The organism is Gemmatimonadaceae bacterium, from assembly GCA_020846935.1.
Taxonomy (GTDB): domain Bacteria; phylum Gemmatimonadota; class Gemmatimonadetes; order Gemmatimonadales; family Gemmatimonadaceae; genus RBC101.
Genome location: JADLCY010000001.1, coordinates 375,175 through 390,718 on the forward strand (window position 1 = coordinate 375,175; position 15,544 = coordinate 390,718).

11 protein-coding genes are annotated in these 15,544 nt (G+C 69.3%); 4 read left to right on the plus strand and 7 right to left on the minus strand.

The features are described 5' to 3' along the window. Nucleotides 1–15: 15 nt before the first annotated feature. Together IT361_01610 and IT361_01615 are read right to left on the minus strand one after the other, a co-directional pair. Entirely contained in the window at nucleotides 16–981 is a 966-nt protein-coding gene (locus tag IT361_01610; GenBank protein ID MCC6316358.1) for a pyridoxal-phosphate dependent enzyme, read from the minus strand. Next, entirely contained in the window at nucleotides 978–1,919 is a 942-nt protein-coding gene (locus tag IT361_01615; GenBank protein ID MCC6316359.1) for an ornithine cyclodeaminase family protein, read from the minus strand. The genes IT361_01610 and IT361_01615 overlap by 4 nt, the downstream gene beginning before the upstream one ends. 175 nt (nucleotides 1,920–2,094) lie before the next feature. Here IT361_01615 and IT361_01620 point away from each other — a divergent pair, with 175 nt between their 5' ends. After that, complete coding sequence (locus IT361_01620; protein MCC6316360.1) at nucleotides 2,095–2,757, plus strand: hypothetical protein; 663 nt, start codon at nucleotides 2,095–2,097, stop codon at nucleotides 2,755–2,757. A gap of 237 nt (nucleotides 2,758–2,994) precedes the next feature. Here IT361_01620 and IT361_01625 read toward each other — a convergent pair whose 3' ends face one another. After that, a complete protein-coding gene (locus tag IT361_01625) occupies nucleotides 2,995–5,121 on the minus strand; it encodes a response regulator (GenBank protein MCC6316361.1) in 2,127 nt (708 codons plus the stop codon). Nucleotides 5,122–5,282: 161 nt separating this feature from the next. After that, nucleotides 5,283–7,736 carry a leucine--tRNA ligase gene (locus tag IT361_01630; GenBank protein ID MCC6316362.1) on the minus strand — a complete coding sequence of 818 codons (2,454 nt, stop codon included), beginning with the start codon at nucleotides 7,734–7,736 and terminating at the stop codon, nucleotides 5,283–5,285. 412 nt (nucleotides 7,737–8,148) lie between these two features. Between IT361_01630 and IT361_01635 the strand changes: the two genes are divergently transcribed. Next, nucleotides 8,149–9,444: a methyl-accepting chemotaxis protein gene (locus IT361_01635; GenBank protein ID MCC6316363.1), complete on the plus strand. Its 1,296-nt coding sequence runs from the start codon at nucleotides 8,149–8,151 to the stop codon at nucleotides 9,442–9,444. 22 nt (nucleotides 9,445–9,466) lie between these two features. On the opposite strand, the gene IT361_01640 is transcribed toward IT361_01635, so the two are convergent. Next, nucleotides 9,467–10,537, minus strand: coding sequence for a N(4)-(beta-N-acetylglucosaminyl)-L-asparaginase (locus IT361_01640; protein ID MCC6316364.1), 1,071 nt, complete (start codon nucleotides 10,535–10,537; stop codon nucleotides 9,467–9,469). 136 nt (nucleotides 10,538–10,673) lie between these two features. On the opposite strand from IT361_01640, the gene IT361_01645 reads away from it, so the two are divergent. Together IT361_01645 and IT361_01650 are read left to right on the plus strand one after the other, a co-directional pair. Beyond that, nucleotides 10,674–11,330 carry a hypothetical protein gene (locus IT361_01645; protein MCC6316365.1) on the plus strand — a complete coding sequence of 219 codons (657 nt, stop codon included), beginning with the start codon at nucleotides 10,674–10,676 and terminating at the stop codon, nucleotides 11,328–11,330. Between the two features lie 48 nt (nucleotides 11,331–11,378). Further along, the gene (locus IT361_01650; GenBank protein MCC6316366.1) at nucleotides 11,379–13,376 is read left to right on the plus strand and encodes a hypothetical protein; all 1,998 of its coding nucleotides are present in this window, start codon (nucleotides 11,379–11,381) and stop codon (nucleotides 13,374–13,376) included. Nucleotides 13,377–13,421: 45 nt separating this feature from the next. Here the strand turns inward: IT361_01650 and IT361_01655 are convergent, their stop codons facing one another. Together IT361_01655 and IT361_01660 are read right to left on the minus strand one after the other, a co-directional pair. Continuing rightward, on the minus strand, nucleotides 13,422–14,834 hold the full coding sequence (locus tag IT361_01655) for a hypothetical protein (protein MCC6316367.1): 1,413 nt from the start codon (nucleotides 14,832–14,834) through the stop codon (nucleotides 13,422–13,424). Beyond that, complete coding sequence (locus IT361_01660) at nucleotides 14,831–15,253, minus strand: RidA family protein (protein MCC6316368.1); 423 nt, start codon at nucleotides 15,251–15,253, stop codon at nucleotides 14,831–14,833. Before IT361_01660 ends, IT361_01655 begins: the two co-directional genes overlap by 4 nt. Nucleotides 15,254–15,544 lie beyond the last annotated feature (291 nt).

Here is a 15,544-nt window from a genome sequence, read left to right on the forward strand (position 1 = left end):
GCGGTATCCAGGGGGTCATGCCAGCGTGCCCTCGATGATGGCGGCGAGCCTGCTCAGGTCGATGTTCCCGCCGGAGATCACGCACACCACCTTGCCGGTGCCGGCACTCCCCGTCCGCGCCGCCGCGACCGACGCCGCCCCGGCCCCCTCGGCCACCACATGCGCACGCGAGAGCAGGGCGCGCATGGCGTCGGCGACGTCCTCGAGCCCGACGACGATCGACCCGGACAGCAGCGATGACGCGAGTGGCCACATCTCCGTGAGGACACTGCGCCCGCCAATGCCGTCCACGAACGAAGCGACGTAGTCCACACCAAGCGGGCGTCCCGCGGCGAGCGACGCAGCGAGCGGTGCGGCCGTCGCCACCTCGGCGGCGTACACCGGCACACCGGGCCGCAGTGCGCCCAGCGCCGACGCCACACCGCACGAGAGCCCGCCGCCGCCGTACGGCACCACCACCGCCGACACGTCGGGCAGGTCCTCCACGATCTCGGCGCCTACCGTTCCGTTGCCGGCAAGGACGTTGGCATCCGAGACCGGATGAATGAACACGCCGTCGAATCCGGGGGCGCCGTGACTCACGATGACCTGCCACCACTCCGCGAAGGGCAGGCGCACGATGCGCGCGCCCAGCCGCTCGACGGCGTCTGTCTTGGCGGCGGGCGCGTGGTCCGGGACGGCGACGGTGCACGGAATGCCCCGCTCACGCGCGCACCACGCCACCCCCTGCGCCATGTTGCCGGCGCTGGCCGTCCAGACGCCGCGCGCGAGAGCCGCGGGATCGGCCATCGCCATGGCGTTGGCCGCGCCGCGGATCTTGAACGAGCCGATCGGCTGCAGGCATTCCAGCTTGAGGTACAACTCGGCGGGCGCCTCGAGGTGGAGCCGCAGGAGGGGCGTGCGCACCGCCTGTCCGTCGATGCGCTCGCGCGCCGCCCGGATGGCCGCCAACGGGATCGGGTTTGGCAGCACCAGACTCATCGCAGCCCACCGAGGTCGACCCACGTACCCACGCCTTCGGCGCTCGCGCGCTCGTGGATCAGCCGCGCGCTCGCGACATCTTCGATGGCCAGGCCGAGCGACTTGAACAGGGTGACCTCGGCGCTGGAACGGCGGCCCACCACACGACCGATGACGACGTCACCGAGTTCCGCGACGATGTGATCGTTCGCGATCGCCCCTTCATCACGGGGGATGAGGAAATCGCCGGCCTCGGCGAGCGTGGACTCGCGGCGATCGACGAAGAGTCGTGAGCGAACGACCGCCTCGGTATCCAGTTCGCGCGCGGCGGCCACACTGGCGCCGACCGCGTTCACGTGGGAGCCCGGCCTCAGCCATTCACCCAGGAGGACGGGCTCCCGAGCGGCCGTCGTCGTGCACACGATGTCGGCGTCGCGAACCGCGCGCTCCGCGGTCGGCACGGCCTCCGCCACGACGCCGAACCGTGCCGCGGCATCACGTGCGAATCGCTCCGCGTTCTCACCGCGCCGGCTCCAGACGCGAACTCGTCTGATGTCTCGCACGCAGCGCATCGCCTCGAGGTGCGTCATGGCCTGAACACCACTGCCGAGGATGGCCAGCTCCGAGGCGTCGGCGCGCGAGAGCCATCGCGTCGCGAGGCCCGAGACCGCCGCCGTCCGGATCGCGGTGACCGTGCTCGCATCAATGATGGCGAGCAGCCGGCCGTTGCGGTCATCGAAGTACAGCACCACCCCGATGTGCGATTCATACGGCGTTCCTTCGTTGGAGGGAAACACGGTGATGATCTTCGCCCCGATCGATGGCCCGAGCACGGCCGGCATGGCTGCGAGAGCGCTGCGGCCGTCACCAAGGCGGATGACGGTGCGGAGGGGGAGGAGGGCATCGCCCCGTGCGAGCGACGCCAGGGCGTCGGCCATGAGGTCGATGCAGGCAGCCATCGGCAGAAGCCGCGGCACATCAGCATGTGAGACGATCAATGTTCGCGCGTCAGCCACGTCGGGGTAGGCAGGGAGGTTGTGAATGTGACTGGAACGTGCAGGTTTTGGCCAGCGCGTCCCCCTGGGGTGCCGCGTCCCGCCGAAGCAACGCCCGCCTCCCCTCACCACCTCACGTATGCCACGTCTGTTGCCCGCGGTTCTCATCGTCGCGACCGTCGCCTGTGCGCGTGGCGAATCGCCCACCACCGATTCGTCTGTTGCCGCGGTGCCACCGGCATCGCCTAACGTGGTGACGATCGTCGCCCGGGACTTTGCCTTCGAGGCGCCGGACACGATCCCGGCCGGCATGACCACGCTCCAACTCGTGAACGCAGGACCGGACCTGCACCACGCGCTGCTCCTGCGGATCGGCGAGGGCAAGACACTCGCCGATTTCACGGCGGCGGTACAGGGCATGAAGCCGGGCGAGCCGCCACCCAGCTGGCTGATCGACGAGGGTGGCCCCAACCCGCCAGCCGTGGGTGACACGGTTCGCGTAACCCAGGATCTCGCGCCCGGCAATTACGCGCTGGTGTGTTTCGTGGACACGCCCGACCACATCCCTCATGTGGCCAAGGGCATGGTGCGGCCGCTGACCGTGCGCGCGAACACGACGCCATCCGCGCCACCGCCGACGGAAGATGTGAAGGTGGTGATGACGGACTACGCCTGGGCCGTGACGCCTGCGCTGTCCGCCGGCAGACACGTCCTGCGGTTCGACAACGCCGCCGCACAGTCGCACGAGGTGCTCATCGTCAGGCTCGACGCGGGCAAGACCGTGGATGACTTCGCGAAGTGAGGTCAGACATATCAGGGGCCGCCGCCGGGGCGGCCGCTGGGCGGAATCGCGCCGCTGCGCGCGGGTGGGACCGCCTGGATGACGGTCGATCTCACACCGGGCAACTACCTGCTGGTGTGTTTCGTCCCTGATGCGAAGGATGGCAAGCCACACCTTGCACACGGGATGATCACGACGCTCACGATCAGCTGACGCGACCGGTGGCCGGGTGGGCGCGCACTCCCGCCCGGCCCACCGTCACACCGGGTTCGACCGTTCGAGCGCACTCCGCACGGCGTGGGCGAGCGCTGTGTGATCGTACGGCTTGGAGAGCAGGTGTAGACTGGTCGCCGCGGTGCGGTGCTGGATGATGTCGAGCGAGTAGCCCGAGGTGAACAGCGCGGGAAGCTCGGGGCGCCTGGTTCGCAGTTCGGCAGCGAGTTCCAAACCGGAGAACGGGCCTGGCAACACCACGTCGGTGAACAGGAGATCGATACGGGGCTCGGCGTGCGCACGCGCCATCGCTTCCGGTCCATCGGCGGCCGCGACGACGTGATACCCCAGTGACTCGAGCATGCGCGTCGCGCCGGCGCGCAACGCGCGATCGTCTTCGGCCAGGAGGATCACCTCACCGTGACCGCGCGGCGCGTCTGTCGCCCGGATGGGGTGCTCCTCGGTTGCGTCATCGGTGGTCAGGGGGAAATAGAGTTTGACCGTCGTACCCTGCCCGACCTCGCTGTACACCCTGGCGTGCCCGCCCGACTGGCGCACGAAGCCGTACACCATCGCCAGCCCGAGCCCCGTCCCCTCGTTCGCCGGCCGGGTGGTGAAGAACGGCTCGAAGACGTGCGGCAGGACGTCGGCAGGAATGCCCGTGCCCGTGTCGGCGACGGAGACATAGCTGAAGTCTCCCGCCCTCGCATCGGGATTCGCCCGGGCGTAGTGCTCGTCCAGGTGCAGCCGACCGCTCTCGATCACGAGCAGCCCGCCGCGCGGCATCGCGTGTCGCGCGTTCACGACAAGGTTGAGGATCGCGGTGTCGAACTGCACGGGGTCGATCTTCGTGGCCCCGGCGTCCCGCAGGTTGAGCCGGAGCACCACGTCCTCCCCAACCGTGCGCTGCAGGAGTGGTTCCATCTGGCGCAGGACGTCGCTGACCGCGATGCGCCGCGGCTGCAGGGGCTGACGCCTCGCAAAGGCCAGGAGTTGTTTCGTCAGGTCGGACGCGCGTGTGGCCGCCGCGCGAATCTCGTCGATCGCCTCCTTGTCTTCCGTGAATGTGGGGCTCCGCGGATCGATACGGACCAGCGACGCGTAACCAAGGATCACCGCCAGCAGGTTGTTGAAGTCGTGCGCCACGCCACCGGTGAGGCGGCCGAGCACTTCGAGGTGCTGCGAGCGCTGGGCGGCGAGCTGCATCGCCACACGGCGATCCTGCAGCCTGAAGGCGGCGAGGAGAGACGCCGCGGCGACGAGCGTCAGAAAGCCGAGGATGACAGCAGACACCCGACCGTCGCGATCAACCCAGGCCAGCACCTCGCGCTCGCTGAGTGACACGGCGACGACCAGGGACTGCTCGCGCATCGCGACGACACCGTTGCGCATGGCGGGCTGCGCGGGCGTTTCCGCGGTCCGAAGCGTTCCGGCCCCGTGCGCGAGCCCGAAGGCAAGCAGGGGATCCGCCGCGGCATCGTCACCGATCGCCGCGCGCATCGAGGGCTCGCGCAGGAGCACGACGCCGTGTGCGTGCAGCAGCGACACCATGCCCTCGGCGCCCACGTCGATCGTGTGGAAGAAGGCCCGCAGCGAGTCGGGCCTCAGGGTCGCGATCACCATGCCGTCGAACGCGCCTCGGGCGTCCTCGAGGCGACGGCCAAGCGGAATCATCAGGCCACCACCGAACACCGCGCGCACGGGCGACGGCGTCGACGCCACGAGGCCGGCGCCGGCGTCCGAGGAGAGCACGCCGAACAGGTACCCGGCCCGGCGCGACTCGCCCACCATGGTGGGGAGCGTCGCGTGACAGATCACGCCGTCGCGATCCACGACCGAGATGCCGCCCACCGTGCCAATACCCGCGCGGGCCGCGGCGAGGAGCGGTTGCCATTCGCGCTCCGGGGCACGCGGTCCTCCGATCCGCGCGTTCGAGGCCGCGAGCTGTCGCAGCGCAGCGTCCTGCGCAGCGAATGCCTCGCGCACGTAGCGGGCGAGGATGTGCGCGAGGTCGAGGGCCCGCTGGTCGCTGGCCTGCAGCGCGCGGTCGCGCCGCAGTGCCAGCTCAAACCCCCTAAGCACGGACAGCAGCGCCAGCACCGCCACCGTGAGCAAGATCGCGTTCCGCCGGAAAGCACCGCGCGGGTCGCGTCGTGGACTGCCACCAGCCATCAGAACCTGCCAAACGGCACCTGTACCACCTTCGGACCGACGGCCTGCCCGCATGGCCCGAAAACGCAAGATGGTTCCGGGGCCACCCGCGCGGCAGCGGACTCCTCGAACCTGGCGCAGCTTTCGAGGACGTCGCGCGGCCCGACCACCAGAATCAGCGGCTACACCACCAGACTCAGCAGTCGACCCGGCACGAACACGGTCTTTCGGATCGGGCCGGTGAGGAATCGGGCGATCCCGGCATCCGCCAGAGCCAGCGCGACCACCTCCTCCTGCGTCACCTGCGCTCCGACGGTGAGCGTCCCACGGAGCTTGCCGTTCACCTGCACGGCAAGCTCGATCGAGGCGTCGCGCGCCAGCACGTCGTCGTACGCCGGCCATCCGCCGTCGAACACACTCGTATCGTGCCCAAGGCGTTCCCAGAGTTCTTCGGCGATGTGCGGCGCAAACGGCGCCACCATCTGGATCACCGGTTCCACCTCGGCGCGGTGTGGCCGTCGCTCTCCCTTTCGCAACACGTTCATGTACTCCATGAGCGCGGCGATTGCCGTGTTGTACCCGAGCTTTGGAATGTCGGCGCCGACCTTGCGGATCGTCTGGTGCAACTTGCGCATCACGGGCTCGTCAGGCGCGCCATCGCCGTGGCACTGCGTGGCCGCCAGCCAGAGGCGATCGAGGAACCGGCTGACGCCGCTGATGCCGGCATCGCGGAAATCTCCGCCTTCCTCGTACGGACCAAGGAACATGAGGTACGTGCGAAAAGCGTCCGCGCCCCACCGGTCGATGAACGTGTCCGGCACCACGACGTTGCCCTTCGTCTTGGACATCTTGGCCCCGTCCTTGATGATCAGGCCGTGGGCGCGGAAGCGCGTGAAGGGCTCCTCGAAGTCCAGATACCCCATGTCGTGCAGCACCATGGTGATGAACCGCGAGTAGAGCAGGTGCAGCACGGCGTGTTCGTTCCCGCCGATATACGACGTGACCGGGAGCCAACGGCGCGTGAGTTCGCGGTCGAAGGCCACGTCATCGCGCGTGGCGCTGGGATAGCGCAGGAAGTACCAGCCACTGTCGAGGAACGTGTCCGACACGTCGGTCTCGCGCCGCCCCGGTCCGCCACAGCGCGGGCACGGCACGTGATACCACTCGGCGTGCCGCGCCAACGGCGAGATGCCCGAGTCGTCCGGCCGATAGTCCTCGATGTCCGGCAGCAGCACCGGAAGGTCCGACTCCGGCACCGGCTGCGGCCCGCACGCGTCGCAGTTGATCATCGGGATCGGTGGACCCCAGTAGCGCTGCCGCGAGATGCACCAGTCATGCAGGCGATAGTTCACGAGCGCCTTTCCCGCGCCGCGCTCCTCGAGCCACGCGATGATCTCGCGCTTGCCGTCGTCGACGGTGCGGCCGTCGAACGCGCCGCTGTTCACCAGGTGTCCGCCGTCGGTCTCGACCCGCGCTCCGGCGAGCGGCGTCGCGCCGTCTTCTCCCGGACCGGCCACGACCCGAACGATCGGCAGCCCGAACGCGGCGGCGAACTCGAAGTCGCGTTCGTCGTGGCCCGGCACCGCCATGATCGCGCCGGTGCCGTATTCCATGAGCACGTAGTCGGAGATCCAGATCGGGATGGGTGCGCCCGTTGCCGGGTTCGTCGCGACGCTCCCGGTGAAAACGCCGGTCTTCTCCCGATTCACCTTGCGTGTCACGAGATCCTGCCGCGCGGCCTTCGCGCGATACGCATCGACATCGGCGCGCTGCGCTGGCGTCGTCAACGCTTCGACCAGCGGGTGCTCCGGCGCAATCACCATGTAGGTCGCACCGAACACCGTGTCGGGCCGCGTGGTGAAGACCGGGATGGCGTGCGGCGTGCCCTCGACCCTGAACACGAGCTCAGCCCCTTCCGAGCGCCCGATCCAGTTGCGCTGCGCGGTCTTGGTGGTCTCCGACCAGTCGATCTTCGCGAGGTTGTCGAGCAGACGCCCGGCGTAGTCGCTGATGCGGAAGAACCACTGCTCGAGGACGCGCTGCTCCACGGTGGTGCCGCACCGCTCGCACGCCCCGCCCACCACCTGCTCGTTGGCCAGGACGGTCTTGCAGCTCGGGCACCAGTTCACAGCCGCTTTCTTCTTGTAGGCAAGCCCGTGGCGGTGGAGCTGGAGAAAGACCCACTGCGTCCATTTGTAGTACGACGGGTCCGTGGTATCGACCTCATGCCGCCAGTCGATCATGAGCCCCGCGCGCTCCACCTGACGGCGGAAGTTCGCGATGTTGCGCGGGATCAGCCGCATCGGGTGCATCCCGACCTTGAGCGCGTAGTTCTCGGAATGGATGCCGAACGCATCGTACCCGAACGGCTCGAAGACCTCGTGACCCTGGAGTCGGTGAAAGCGCGCGTACACGTCGTTGCCGGTGAAGGCAAACAGGTTCCCGACGTGCAGACCTTCCGCCGACGGATACGGGAACATCATGAGGGCGTAGAACGGACGCTTGCCGGACTGGAGGTCCGTGCGGTCCGTCCCGCGTTCGCGCCATCGTGCCTGCCACTTGGCCTCGACCGTCGCCGGTCGATATCCGTCGTCGATGGACCCGTGGGAGAGGCTCGCAGGCTCCGGGGTATGCATGCGCTGTCTGGGTGGGGTGAAGCTGCGAGTCGCGCCCTGCCGGCCACCGCGCCGGTGGCCGCTCGCTCAGGAGAATCTAGCAACACCGAGGCATCCGCCGTTGCCGCAAGGGCTTATGCAGACAGGAACGGGGAGGTCGCTGGCAGCAGGGGCCGCCGCACCTCGGGCGGATCGAGCGGGCGACGCCCTGTTGTGCCACAGGGATCCGCGGGATGATCGAGGCAGGGGTCAACACCGTGCCGGGAGTACGCTCCTCTCCGTCACACGGGACTCCGCGGCCTCGGCGCGAGCCGATGGCGCGGAGCGCCTTACCCGCATGACCCCTGGGTCGTCCTCCGAGGAGCATTCGTCGCGTCGTTCCGGAGGTACGTTGCCGTCTCAACCACCGCAGCCGGGGGCTTCTGCCTCCACCGTGACCCTCGCGATTGGCGGGGTCGGCGCCGTTCTGCTGGTCGTCGGTGGCTGGTATGCCAGTCGTCAGCTCATCCACGCCGACGCGTGGACGCTCGTCGCGATCGGCGCCACCGCGTTCGGAGCCGCGATGATGGTTGGCGCGGCGGTGCTCAGCGCCGCCACGCCCGCGCGTATTTCCGACGACGTCGCCGTCCTGCGCGCGGCGCTCGAAGCGGCGGCCGACGGCGATCTCGGCCTCGACGTTCCGGCCGCGGCATCGCACCAGCTTCAGCCCGCGGCCGCCGCGGCACAGCGCGCGATCTCGGCGCTTCGCGGGACGCTCGGCACGGTGGGGAGCGCGACGCGCGAATCTGCGCTACGTGCCGAGGAACTCGCGTCCCAGTGCAGCGTTGCGCACGTCGCGGCGCAACGCACCGCCGAGCAGGGTGGGAGCGTGAGTGAACAGGCTGGCGCCGCGATGGAGATGGCGCGCACGCTGCAGGAGGAGTTGAGCGGCGTCGCCCAGGGAATCGCGCAGGTCGAAGCCGACCTGCGCACGCGTCGCGATCACGCCGCGCGGCTCGAGACCCTTGGGGTGAGCGCCGCGTCGGGGCTGAGCGACGCGTCGGAGTCCCTCGATGAACTGACGTCACGTTTCGCCACCACCGCGACGGAGTTGACCAGTCTCGGCCGGGCGGTGGAGGACGTGCAGGAGTTCGTGGCGCTCGTTCGCAAGATGGCGCGCCAATCGAAGCTCCTCTCGCTCAACGCGGCAATGGAGGCCGCCCGCGCTGGTGAGCAGGGCAGCGGATTCGGCGTCGTAGCGGCGGAGGTTCGCCGCCTGGCCCGGAGTTCGTCCGAGGCCGCGGACCGGACGGAGAAACTCCTGCGCGACCTGCTGGCCCGCGCAGAGGTGGCTCAGGAGGCCTCGCGCGATACCCTCGCTCTCGCGCGCCGGACGCGCGAGTCGGTGGACCGGACCCGGACCGCAGTGACCGAGTTGCGCGCGCTGGACAGTCCGGCGTCGAGAGCGGTCAGCGATGTGTCGCCGTCGGCAGCGCTTGGCCCCACCGGTGCGCGCCTGGACCAGTTGGCGGCGACCCTTGCGACCCTCGCCCAGGCGTCGCGCGACGCCCGGGTGGCCGGCAGCGCCCAGGTGGCGCGCGCGCAGGACCTGATCGCGGCCGCGCATTCGTTAGGCAGGAGCACGGCGCGCGCCGCGGCGGCCCTGCCCGACGTCAGGATCGATCGAGCCATGCCGCCCGCATCGACGGGCAGCAGCGCCCCTCCATCGGCCGAACCCGTCCCCGCCTGACGCGTACCGGGGCGGCGCACGATCAGGGCATCTTGCGCCCGTTGACCGGCCCGCGCGGTCGTTCGCTGTCCTTGTACAGGTAGACGGCCTTCTCGACGCGAGCGCCCGACGCGTCACAGACGGAGAACGTCCCGCCTTCGTAGGCACAGGAACCGGCGAACGTGCCGTCTTTCGCCACGGCGTAGAAGCTGAGATCGAAGAACGGTCGGCCCCGGTCGTCGAGCAGGCGCCGTTCGGTCATGGCGATGACCCGCTCCATCGTGTACATGAGCGCCTGCTCCGGCGTCTTCCCCATGCGCATCTGTTCCACGGCGAGGAAGGCGCCGCACACCTTGATGTTCGCCTCGCCGCGGCCGGTGGACCCGGCGGCACCGACCGTGTTGTCGCAATACTGGCCGGCGCCAATGATCGGGGAATCGCCCACCCGACCCGGAATCTTCCAGCTCATGCCGCTGGTCGTGGTCACCGACGAGATGTCGCCGCTGGCGCTGACGGCATTCATGTTGATGGTGCCGGTGTGGAACTTGATCCGCACGTCGTCGTCGTGGTCGAGCCAGAAGTCGCTCGCGTTGAGCCTGGCCTTCCAGCGCAGCCAGTCCTGCCGGCTCTTCTCGGTGAGCAGGTTCTGGGTCCTGAACCCCATGTCGATCGCGAATCGGCGTGCATCACGACCGACCAGCATGATGTGATCGGTGTAGTCCATGATGGCCTTCGCCACCAGCGATGGCGTGGCAATGTCCTCGAGGCAGGCGACGGACCCCGCGCGGCGCGTGGGTCCGTGCATGCACGACGCATCGAGCTGCACGACGCCGTCGGCGTTAGGCAGTCCGCCGAGTCCGACCGACTGGTCGTCCGGGTCGAGTTCCTGGATGTTGACGCCGGCAATGATCGCGTCCAGCGTGTCATCGCCGGCCACGATGCGATCGTAGGCGAGCCTGACGCCGCGAAGCCCGTTGGTCGACGCGATGACCACCGGCCGACCTGCCGGCGCGGGCGCCGGAATTGGAGTGGACTCTCCCCATGGCGAGGCCACGGCAAAACCAGCGGCGGCGGTGGCGCCGGCGGACAGAAAGTCTCGACGATTGATGGACACGATGACTCCTCGGGATCGGGGACGGGACGCGCCTGAACGCTCGCCACCACGCGTTCTCATCGCCAGTCCCGGCCCGCCACCCTTGCTGCGCAGCTCCACGCTCCCGAGGTTTGGAGTATCTCTCGCGGAGCGGGCCATGTCTTCACTCCATCACCTCGGCGCGGCGTTCGCGGTCGTGCTGCTGCCCGCCGCGCTCGGTGCGCAGGGCCGAATCGTGGGGCCGCCACCGCCGGCCGGGCCCATCGGCGTGACGCTGCCTTCTCCCCCGCCGCCGCGACATGAGCCACGGTCACCGCACGTCGATGACCTCCGCCGCGGGTACGCGGTCGGTGGAGGATGGTCGTACCCGGTCGTGGTCGGCACGACGTACCAGGCGGCACCGCAGCCGGTTCCGTATCCCGTGCCGGTCCCCGTGTACTACCCGGCGCCGGCAGCGCGCGCCGAGCGTCCTGCGCCGCCGCCGATTCCCTACGACCCCACGCGGGCGCGCAGCGTGATGATCGGACGCGGCGGCGACGGTGGCGCCGGCGTCATGCGCCTTGAACGAACCCCTGGTGACTCGTTGCAGGTGACGTGGCGCGGCCCGGTGCGCCCGGTGCGGGCGGCTCGGCTCTATCTCGCCGACTCGCTCCATCACTCGGTGGTCGCCCGGCCGGTCTCGGCCGCGCGCCCGCGGGTCACGTTCGCGCTGCGACGACTCCCTTCCCCGGCCGCCTTCGTCGGCCTCGACGTCACGTACGCCGACGGCTCGCGGCACACCACGCTCGTTCCGCTCGACGCCTCCGATCGTTAGGCAGGACCAGCGCTGCACCGACCTCGCACGCCCTCACCACGAGACTCCATGTTCCCTCGCCGTCTCTCGCTCGTGCTCGCGGTCCCGTTTCTCGTCCAGGCATCGCCGGTTGCGGCGCAGGGGGTGTCCCGGTTGCGCATCATGCCCGCCGCGCGATCGGTCGCCGTTGGCGACTCGCTCCGACTCGTGGTCGAGGCGCTCGACCAAACTGGGCGCGTGATACCCGCAACGATCCGCTTCATCGTGCAGGGCGGACGCATGCAGGGTAGCGTGGACTCCCTGGGCTGGGTGCGCGCCGGTTCCCCGGGGACCATCCCGCTCTCGATCACCGCGACCACGCCAACGGGGCGCCCCTACGCCGAGAAGGTGGAAGTGCGGATCACGCCGGGCGCGACAACCAGGATCGTGCTGGCTCCTGCGCGGACCCGGCTGCTCGTCGGGCAGAAGGTGCACGTCGAGGCGACGCCCCTGACGGCCAGCGGAGACGCGCGCACCGATGCGCTCACGTGGACCAGCGCCAACCCGCGCGTCGCCACCATGGTCGATGGACTGCTCCATGCGGTTAGTGCGGGCCGAACCATGCTCACCGTGCGCGCCGGGACGGCCAGCGCGAGCTTGCCCGTCGAAGTGCTCACGGCGACCGGGGTGACCGTGGAACTCACGCCGCGGAACGTGACCGCGAGGCAGGGCGACGTGGTGCGCTTCTCGCTGATTGCACGTGACGCCCGCGGCGCGACCATCACCGGTCTGACGCCGACGTGGTCGATGTCACCCGGCCAGGGCACCATCGACACCGACGGCGCCTTCGTCGGCAACGTGCCCGGCCGCTACCTGGTGACCGCAGGCCTGGGCTCGCGCGACGCGGCCTCCGTGGTGACACTCACGGCGCGCGACGTGCGGCGCCAGTCCACCGTCGTGGGCCGCCTGCCCCGCACCGCGTTCTACTCCAGCGAAGTCTGGATCCATCCCGATGGCCGGCACGCCTACCTCGGCACGACGCTCGGCGGCGACCGCATCTACGCGATCGACATCAGCAACCCCGCGAGCCCGGTCGTGACCGACTCGATCATGGCCAATTCCCGGTCGATGAACGACATCATGACCACGGCCGACGGCAAATGGATGGTGTTCACACGCGAGCAGGCCGCGGATCGGAAGAACGGCATCGTCATCGCCTCGACGGCGGATCCGGCACACCCCAGGCCCGTCGCCGAGTTCACGGACGGCGTGACCGCCGGCGTGCATTCGGCGTTCGTGTACACGCAGCCAAAGCACGGCACGCACGTGTACCTCACCAACAGCGGCACCGGATCACTCGACATCATCGACATCAACGATCCGATGCACCCCAGGCGCGTGGGCACGTGGCAGTCCCGGGATACGCGCGCCGGGCGCTCCCTGCACGACGTCGACGTGAAGGACGGGATCGCCTACGTGAGTTACTGGAGCGACGGACTCGTCATCCTCGACGTCGGGAACGGGATGAAGGGCGGGAGCCCATCCCGCCCGGTGATGATCAGCAACTACCGCTACAACTCCGAAGCGCTCTACCCCGGCGCCGCGGCCGATTACGGGCCCGGCTTCATCAGCGGGACACACACCGCGTGGCGGCACCGCAACTACGTCTTCATCGCCGACGAGGTGTTCCCGCCCTATGCCCCGACCGGCACGTGGGACGTGGCCAACATCCGCGCTTACGGCCGACTGCAGGTGATCGACGTGAGCGACATCGAACGACCGAAGGCCGTGGCCTGGTACGAACCTGAATACGGCGGCGTGCACAACGTCTGGGCCGAAGGTGACACGCTGTACCTGGGTGCATACAACGGCGGCTTCCACGCCTTCGACGTGAGCGGCGAGCTGCGCGGCGACCTCAAGGCTCAGGGGCGCACCATCGCCGAACTTCGTCCCGCCGACGCCAACGGCGTGGTGCCGAACAAGGCCTTCACGTGGGGCGTGGTGGTGAAGAACGGGCTCGCGTTCGTGAACGACATGGTGACCGGGCTCTGGGTCGTGAAAATCGAGCCACGCCCGGTGGTGCCGTAGGCGAGGGGATCGTCGGGCAACGAGTCACGCGCCAGCGGACGCGGATCAGCGCAGGATCGCCGCGATCGCCTCCAGGCCGGGATCGCGCCCGGCGCGGTACACCTCGATCGTCCATCGTGCCACGATGTCGGGAGCCAGCGACTTCACCGCGATCGCGTGCTGCACCACGGATGGGTGGCAATCCGGAAAGGGGCGGCACCCGGTCGCGTAGTCGTGTCGCTCGGTCGCACGGCCGATCACGATGCCGGTGTTTGGCAGCGTCGCCGAACCGCCCTCGGCGAAGAACATCAATCGGTCGCCCACCAGCTCGCCCACGATCGTCACGCGATCCGGAGCTGCCTGCTCGAGGTAGCCGAGGCCGGAGATCGCCGCAGAAAACGTGTACGGGCTCGTGAGGGCGAAGATGCGCCCGGGCACCAGACTCGGCAGCCGCATCATGAAGGCTCGCGTCGTGTTGAGGTCTCCGCCGCCGTTGATGCGGAGATCGACGATCGCATGGGTCGGCTTGCGCTGTCGGATCTCAGACTCCACGCGGGCCAGAAACTCGGCAATTGGCCGGCCCGGTGCGTTGGCCGTCTGCCGGAGCTCGATGTGGACCGCGTGCAACTCGGGGATTTCACGCCAGCGGAAGGGTTCGCCGATGTCCTGCAACGCCCACGGCGCCGCCTCGCGCGCCAGCAGTGAGCGCCAGCCCGGTCCCTCGTTGGGCAGCGCGACGTCGGGGAACATCCATCGCGCCGTTCCGTTGCGCGGCCGGTTCGCGTCGGGAGCATCAGCGACGAGACGACGGTCGACGAGGCGACCATCGCCGAGCGCAAAGCGGTACGTGGCCGCGCCCGGCTCACGCGCGACGCCCAGGGCGTGCAACTGCTGTGGACTCTCGAACGCGTAGGGCACGAACCGGTCTCGCCACCCGTCGGTGCCACCGGTCAACGTGTGCACGATGTGGCGCACCTCATCCACGCCTCGCTCGTCGATGGCGACGAGGCGTGCGCCCAGAAGGTCGGCGAGCGGTCCCCGGGCGCGGAGTACATGGAAGCCGTCGCCCAGCGGCGTCAGACGGAGCGCGATCCGGTTGAAGCGCGTGGACCGACTCGCTGCCTGCGCGTTGGAGTGACCGTTGTCGGCCAGTGCGACGAGGCGTGTCAGTTCCAGCTCGAACCACGCCACTGATACCGTGTCCAGCGCCGCCTCGAGGACGGCCAGTCGACGCTGGACCTGGCCACGCGCGTCGGCCGTGTACGCCTTGTCGCCTGCGATGATCGCACGAAACGCGGCGAGATCCTCGCGCAGGGCACTCGATGGAAGCCGCGCCCCCTGCGACGCCGCCAGCGCCGGCGCAAGAAACGCCAGCGCGGCGAGACGGTGGAGCGCACGTATGGTGCGCCGCGAGGGTGAAAGGGCCTGCGGCGCTTGCTCACGACCGCTCACCCGCGCGCGCCGCGCGATGCCGCTCACGGCATGGCAGCCGTGCACTCGATCTCGACCTTCGCGTTGGGGACCACGAGCGCCGCAACGACGACCGTCGAGCGTGCGGGCGGCGACGCCGGGAAGAAGGTGCGATAGACCTCGTTCATGCCGCCAAAGTCCTTCACGTCCGTGAGGAAGACGGTGCACTTCACCGCGTTCGCCGTCGTCGTGCCGGCCTGTTCGAACACGCGCTTGATGTTCTCGAGCGCGAGCCGCGTCTGGCCCTGGATCGTGGTGTCGGGGTTGTCGCGGCTCATGCCGAGCTGACCCGATCCGTACACGAGGTTGCCGACGCGGATGGCCGGCGTGAGGGTGGGGCTCGAGGTGCCGATGGGTTGGCGGCCCTGGGCCAGCGCCGCAGGAGCGATGGCACACACGAGCACGGCGAGCAGGGGCAGTCGACGCATGACGGGGTGGAGTGAACGGGATGGTGGAGTTCGAACCCGGCGAACGACAGGAAGCTAGGCGCCAGCCGCACCCGTGCCAGACCTCTGGCCCCGCATGGTCGGGTGTGCCCGGATGACACCACGAGGGAGCAACCTGGTGCGCAGTCTTCTTCTCCTGCAGTTCGCGTCTCCCATCTGCTGCACGAGGAGCACGACACCCTCGTGATGCGGCGACGGTTGCCAGCTGCGCCCTCGCCAAGTGTGTGAGCGGCGCTCATACTCATCCATTCACCCTTTCGCCTCCTCGGAGCC

What these genes read in the sequence shown, in the direction of transcription:
- IT361_01610 (MCC6316358.1), bottom strand. Translation starts at nt 981, where the DNA reads ATGAGTCTGGTGCTGCCAAACCCGATCCCGTTGGCGGCCATCCGGGCG.
- IT361_01615 (MCC6316359.1), bottom strand. Translation starts at nt 1,919, where the DNA reads ATGGCTGCCTGCATCGACCTCATGGCCGACGCCCTGGCGTCGCTCGCA.
- IT361_01620 (MCC6316360.1), top strand. Translation starts at nt 2,095, where the DNA reads ATGCCACGTCTGTTGCCCGCGGTTCTCATCGTCGCGACCGTCGCCTGT.
- IT361_01625 (MCC6316361.1), bottom strand. Translation starts at nt 5,121, where the DNA reads ATGGCTGGTGGCAGTCCACGACGCGACCCGCGCGGTGCTTTCCGGCGG.
- IT361_01630 (MCC6316362.1), bottom strand. Translation starts at nt 7,736, where the DNA reads ATGCATACCCCGGAGCCTGCGAGCCTCTCCCACGGGTCCATCGACGAC.
- IT361_01645 (MCC6316365.1), top strand. Translation starts at nt 10,674, where the DNA reads ATGTCTTCACTCCATCACCTCGGCGCGGCGTTCGCGGTCGTGCTGCTG.
- IT361_01650 (MCC6316366.1), top strand. Translation starts at nt 11,379, where the DNA reads ATGTTCCCTCGCCGTCTCTCGCTCGTGCTCGCGGTCCCGTTTCTCGTC.
- IT361_01660 (MCC6316368.1), bottom strand. Translation starts at nt 15,253, where the DNA reads ATGCGTCGACTGCCCCTGCTCGCCGTGCTCGTGTGTGCCATCGCTCCT.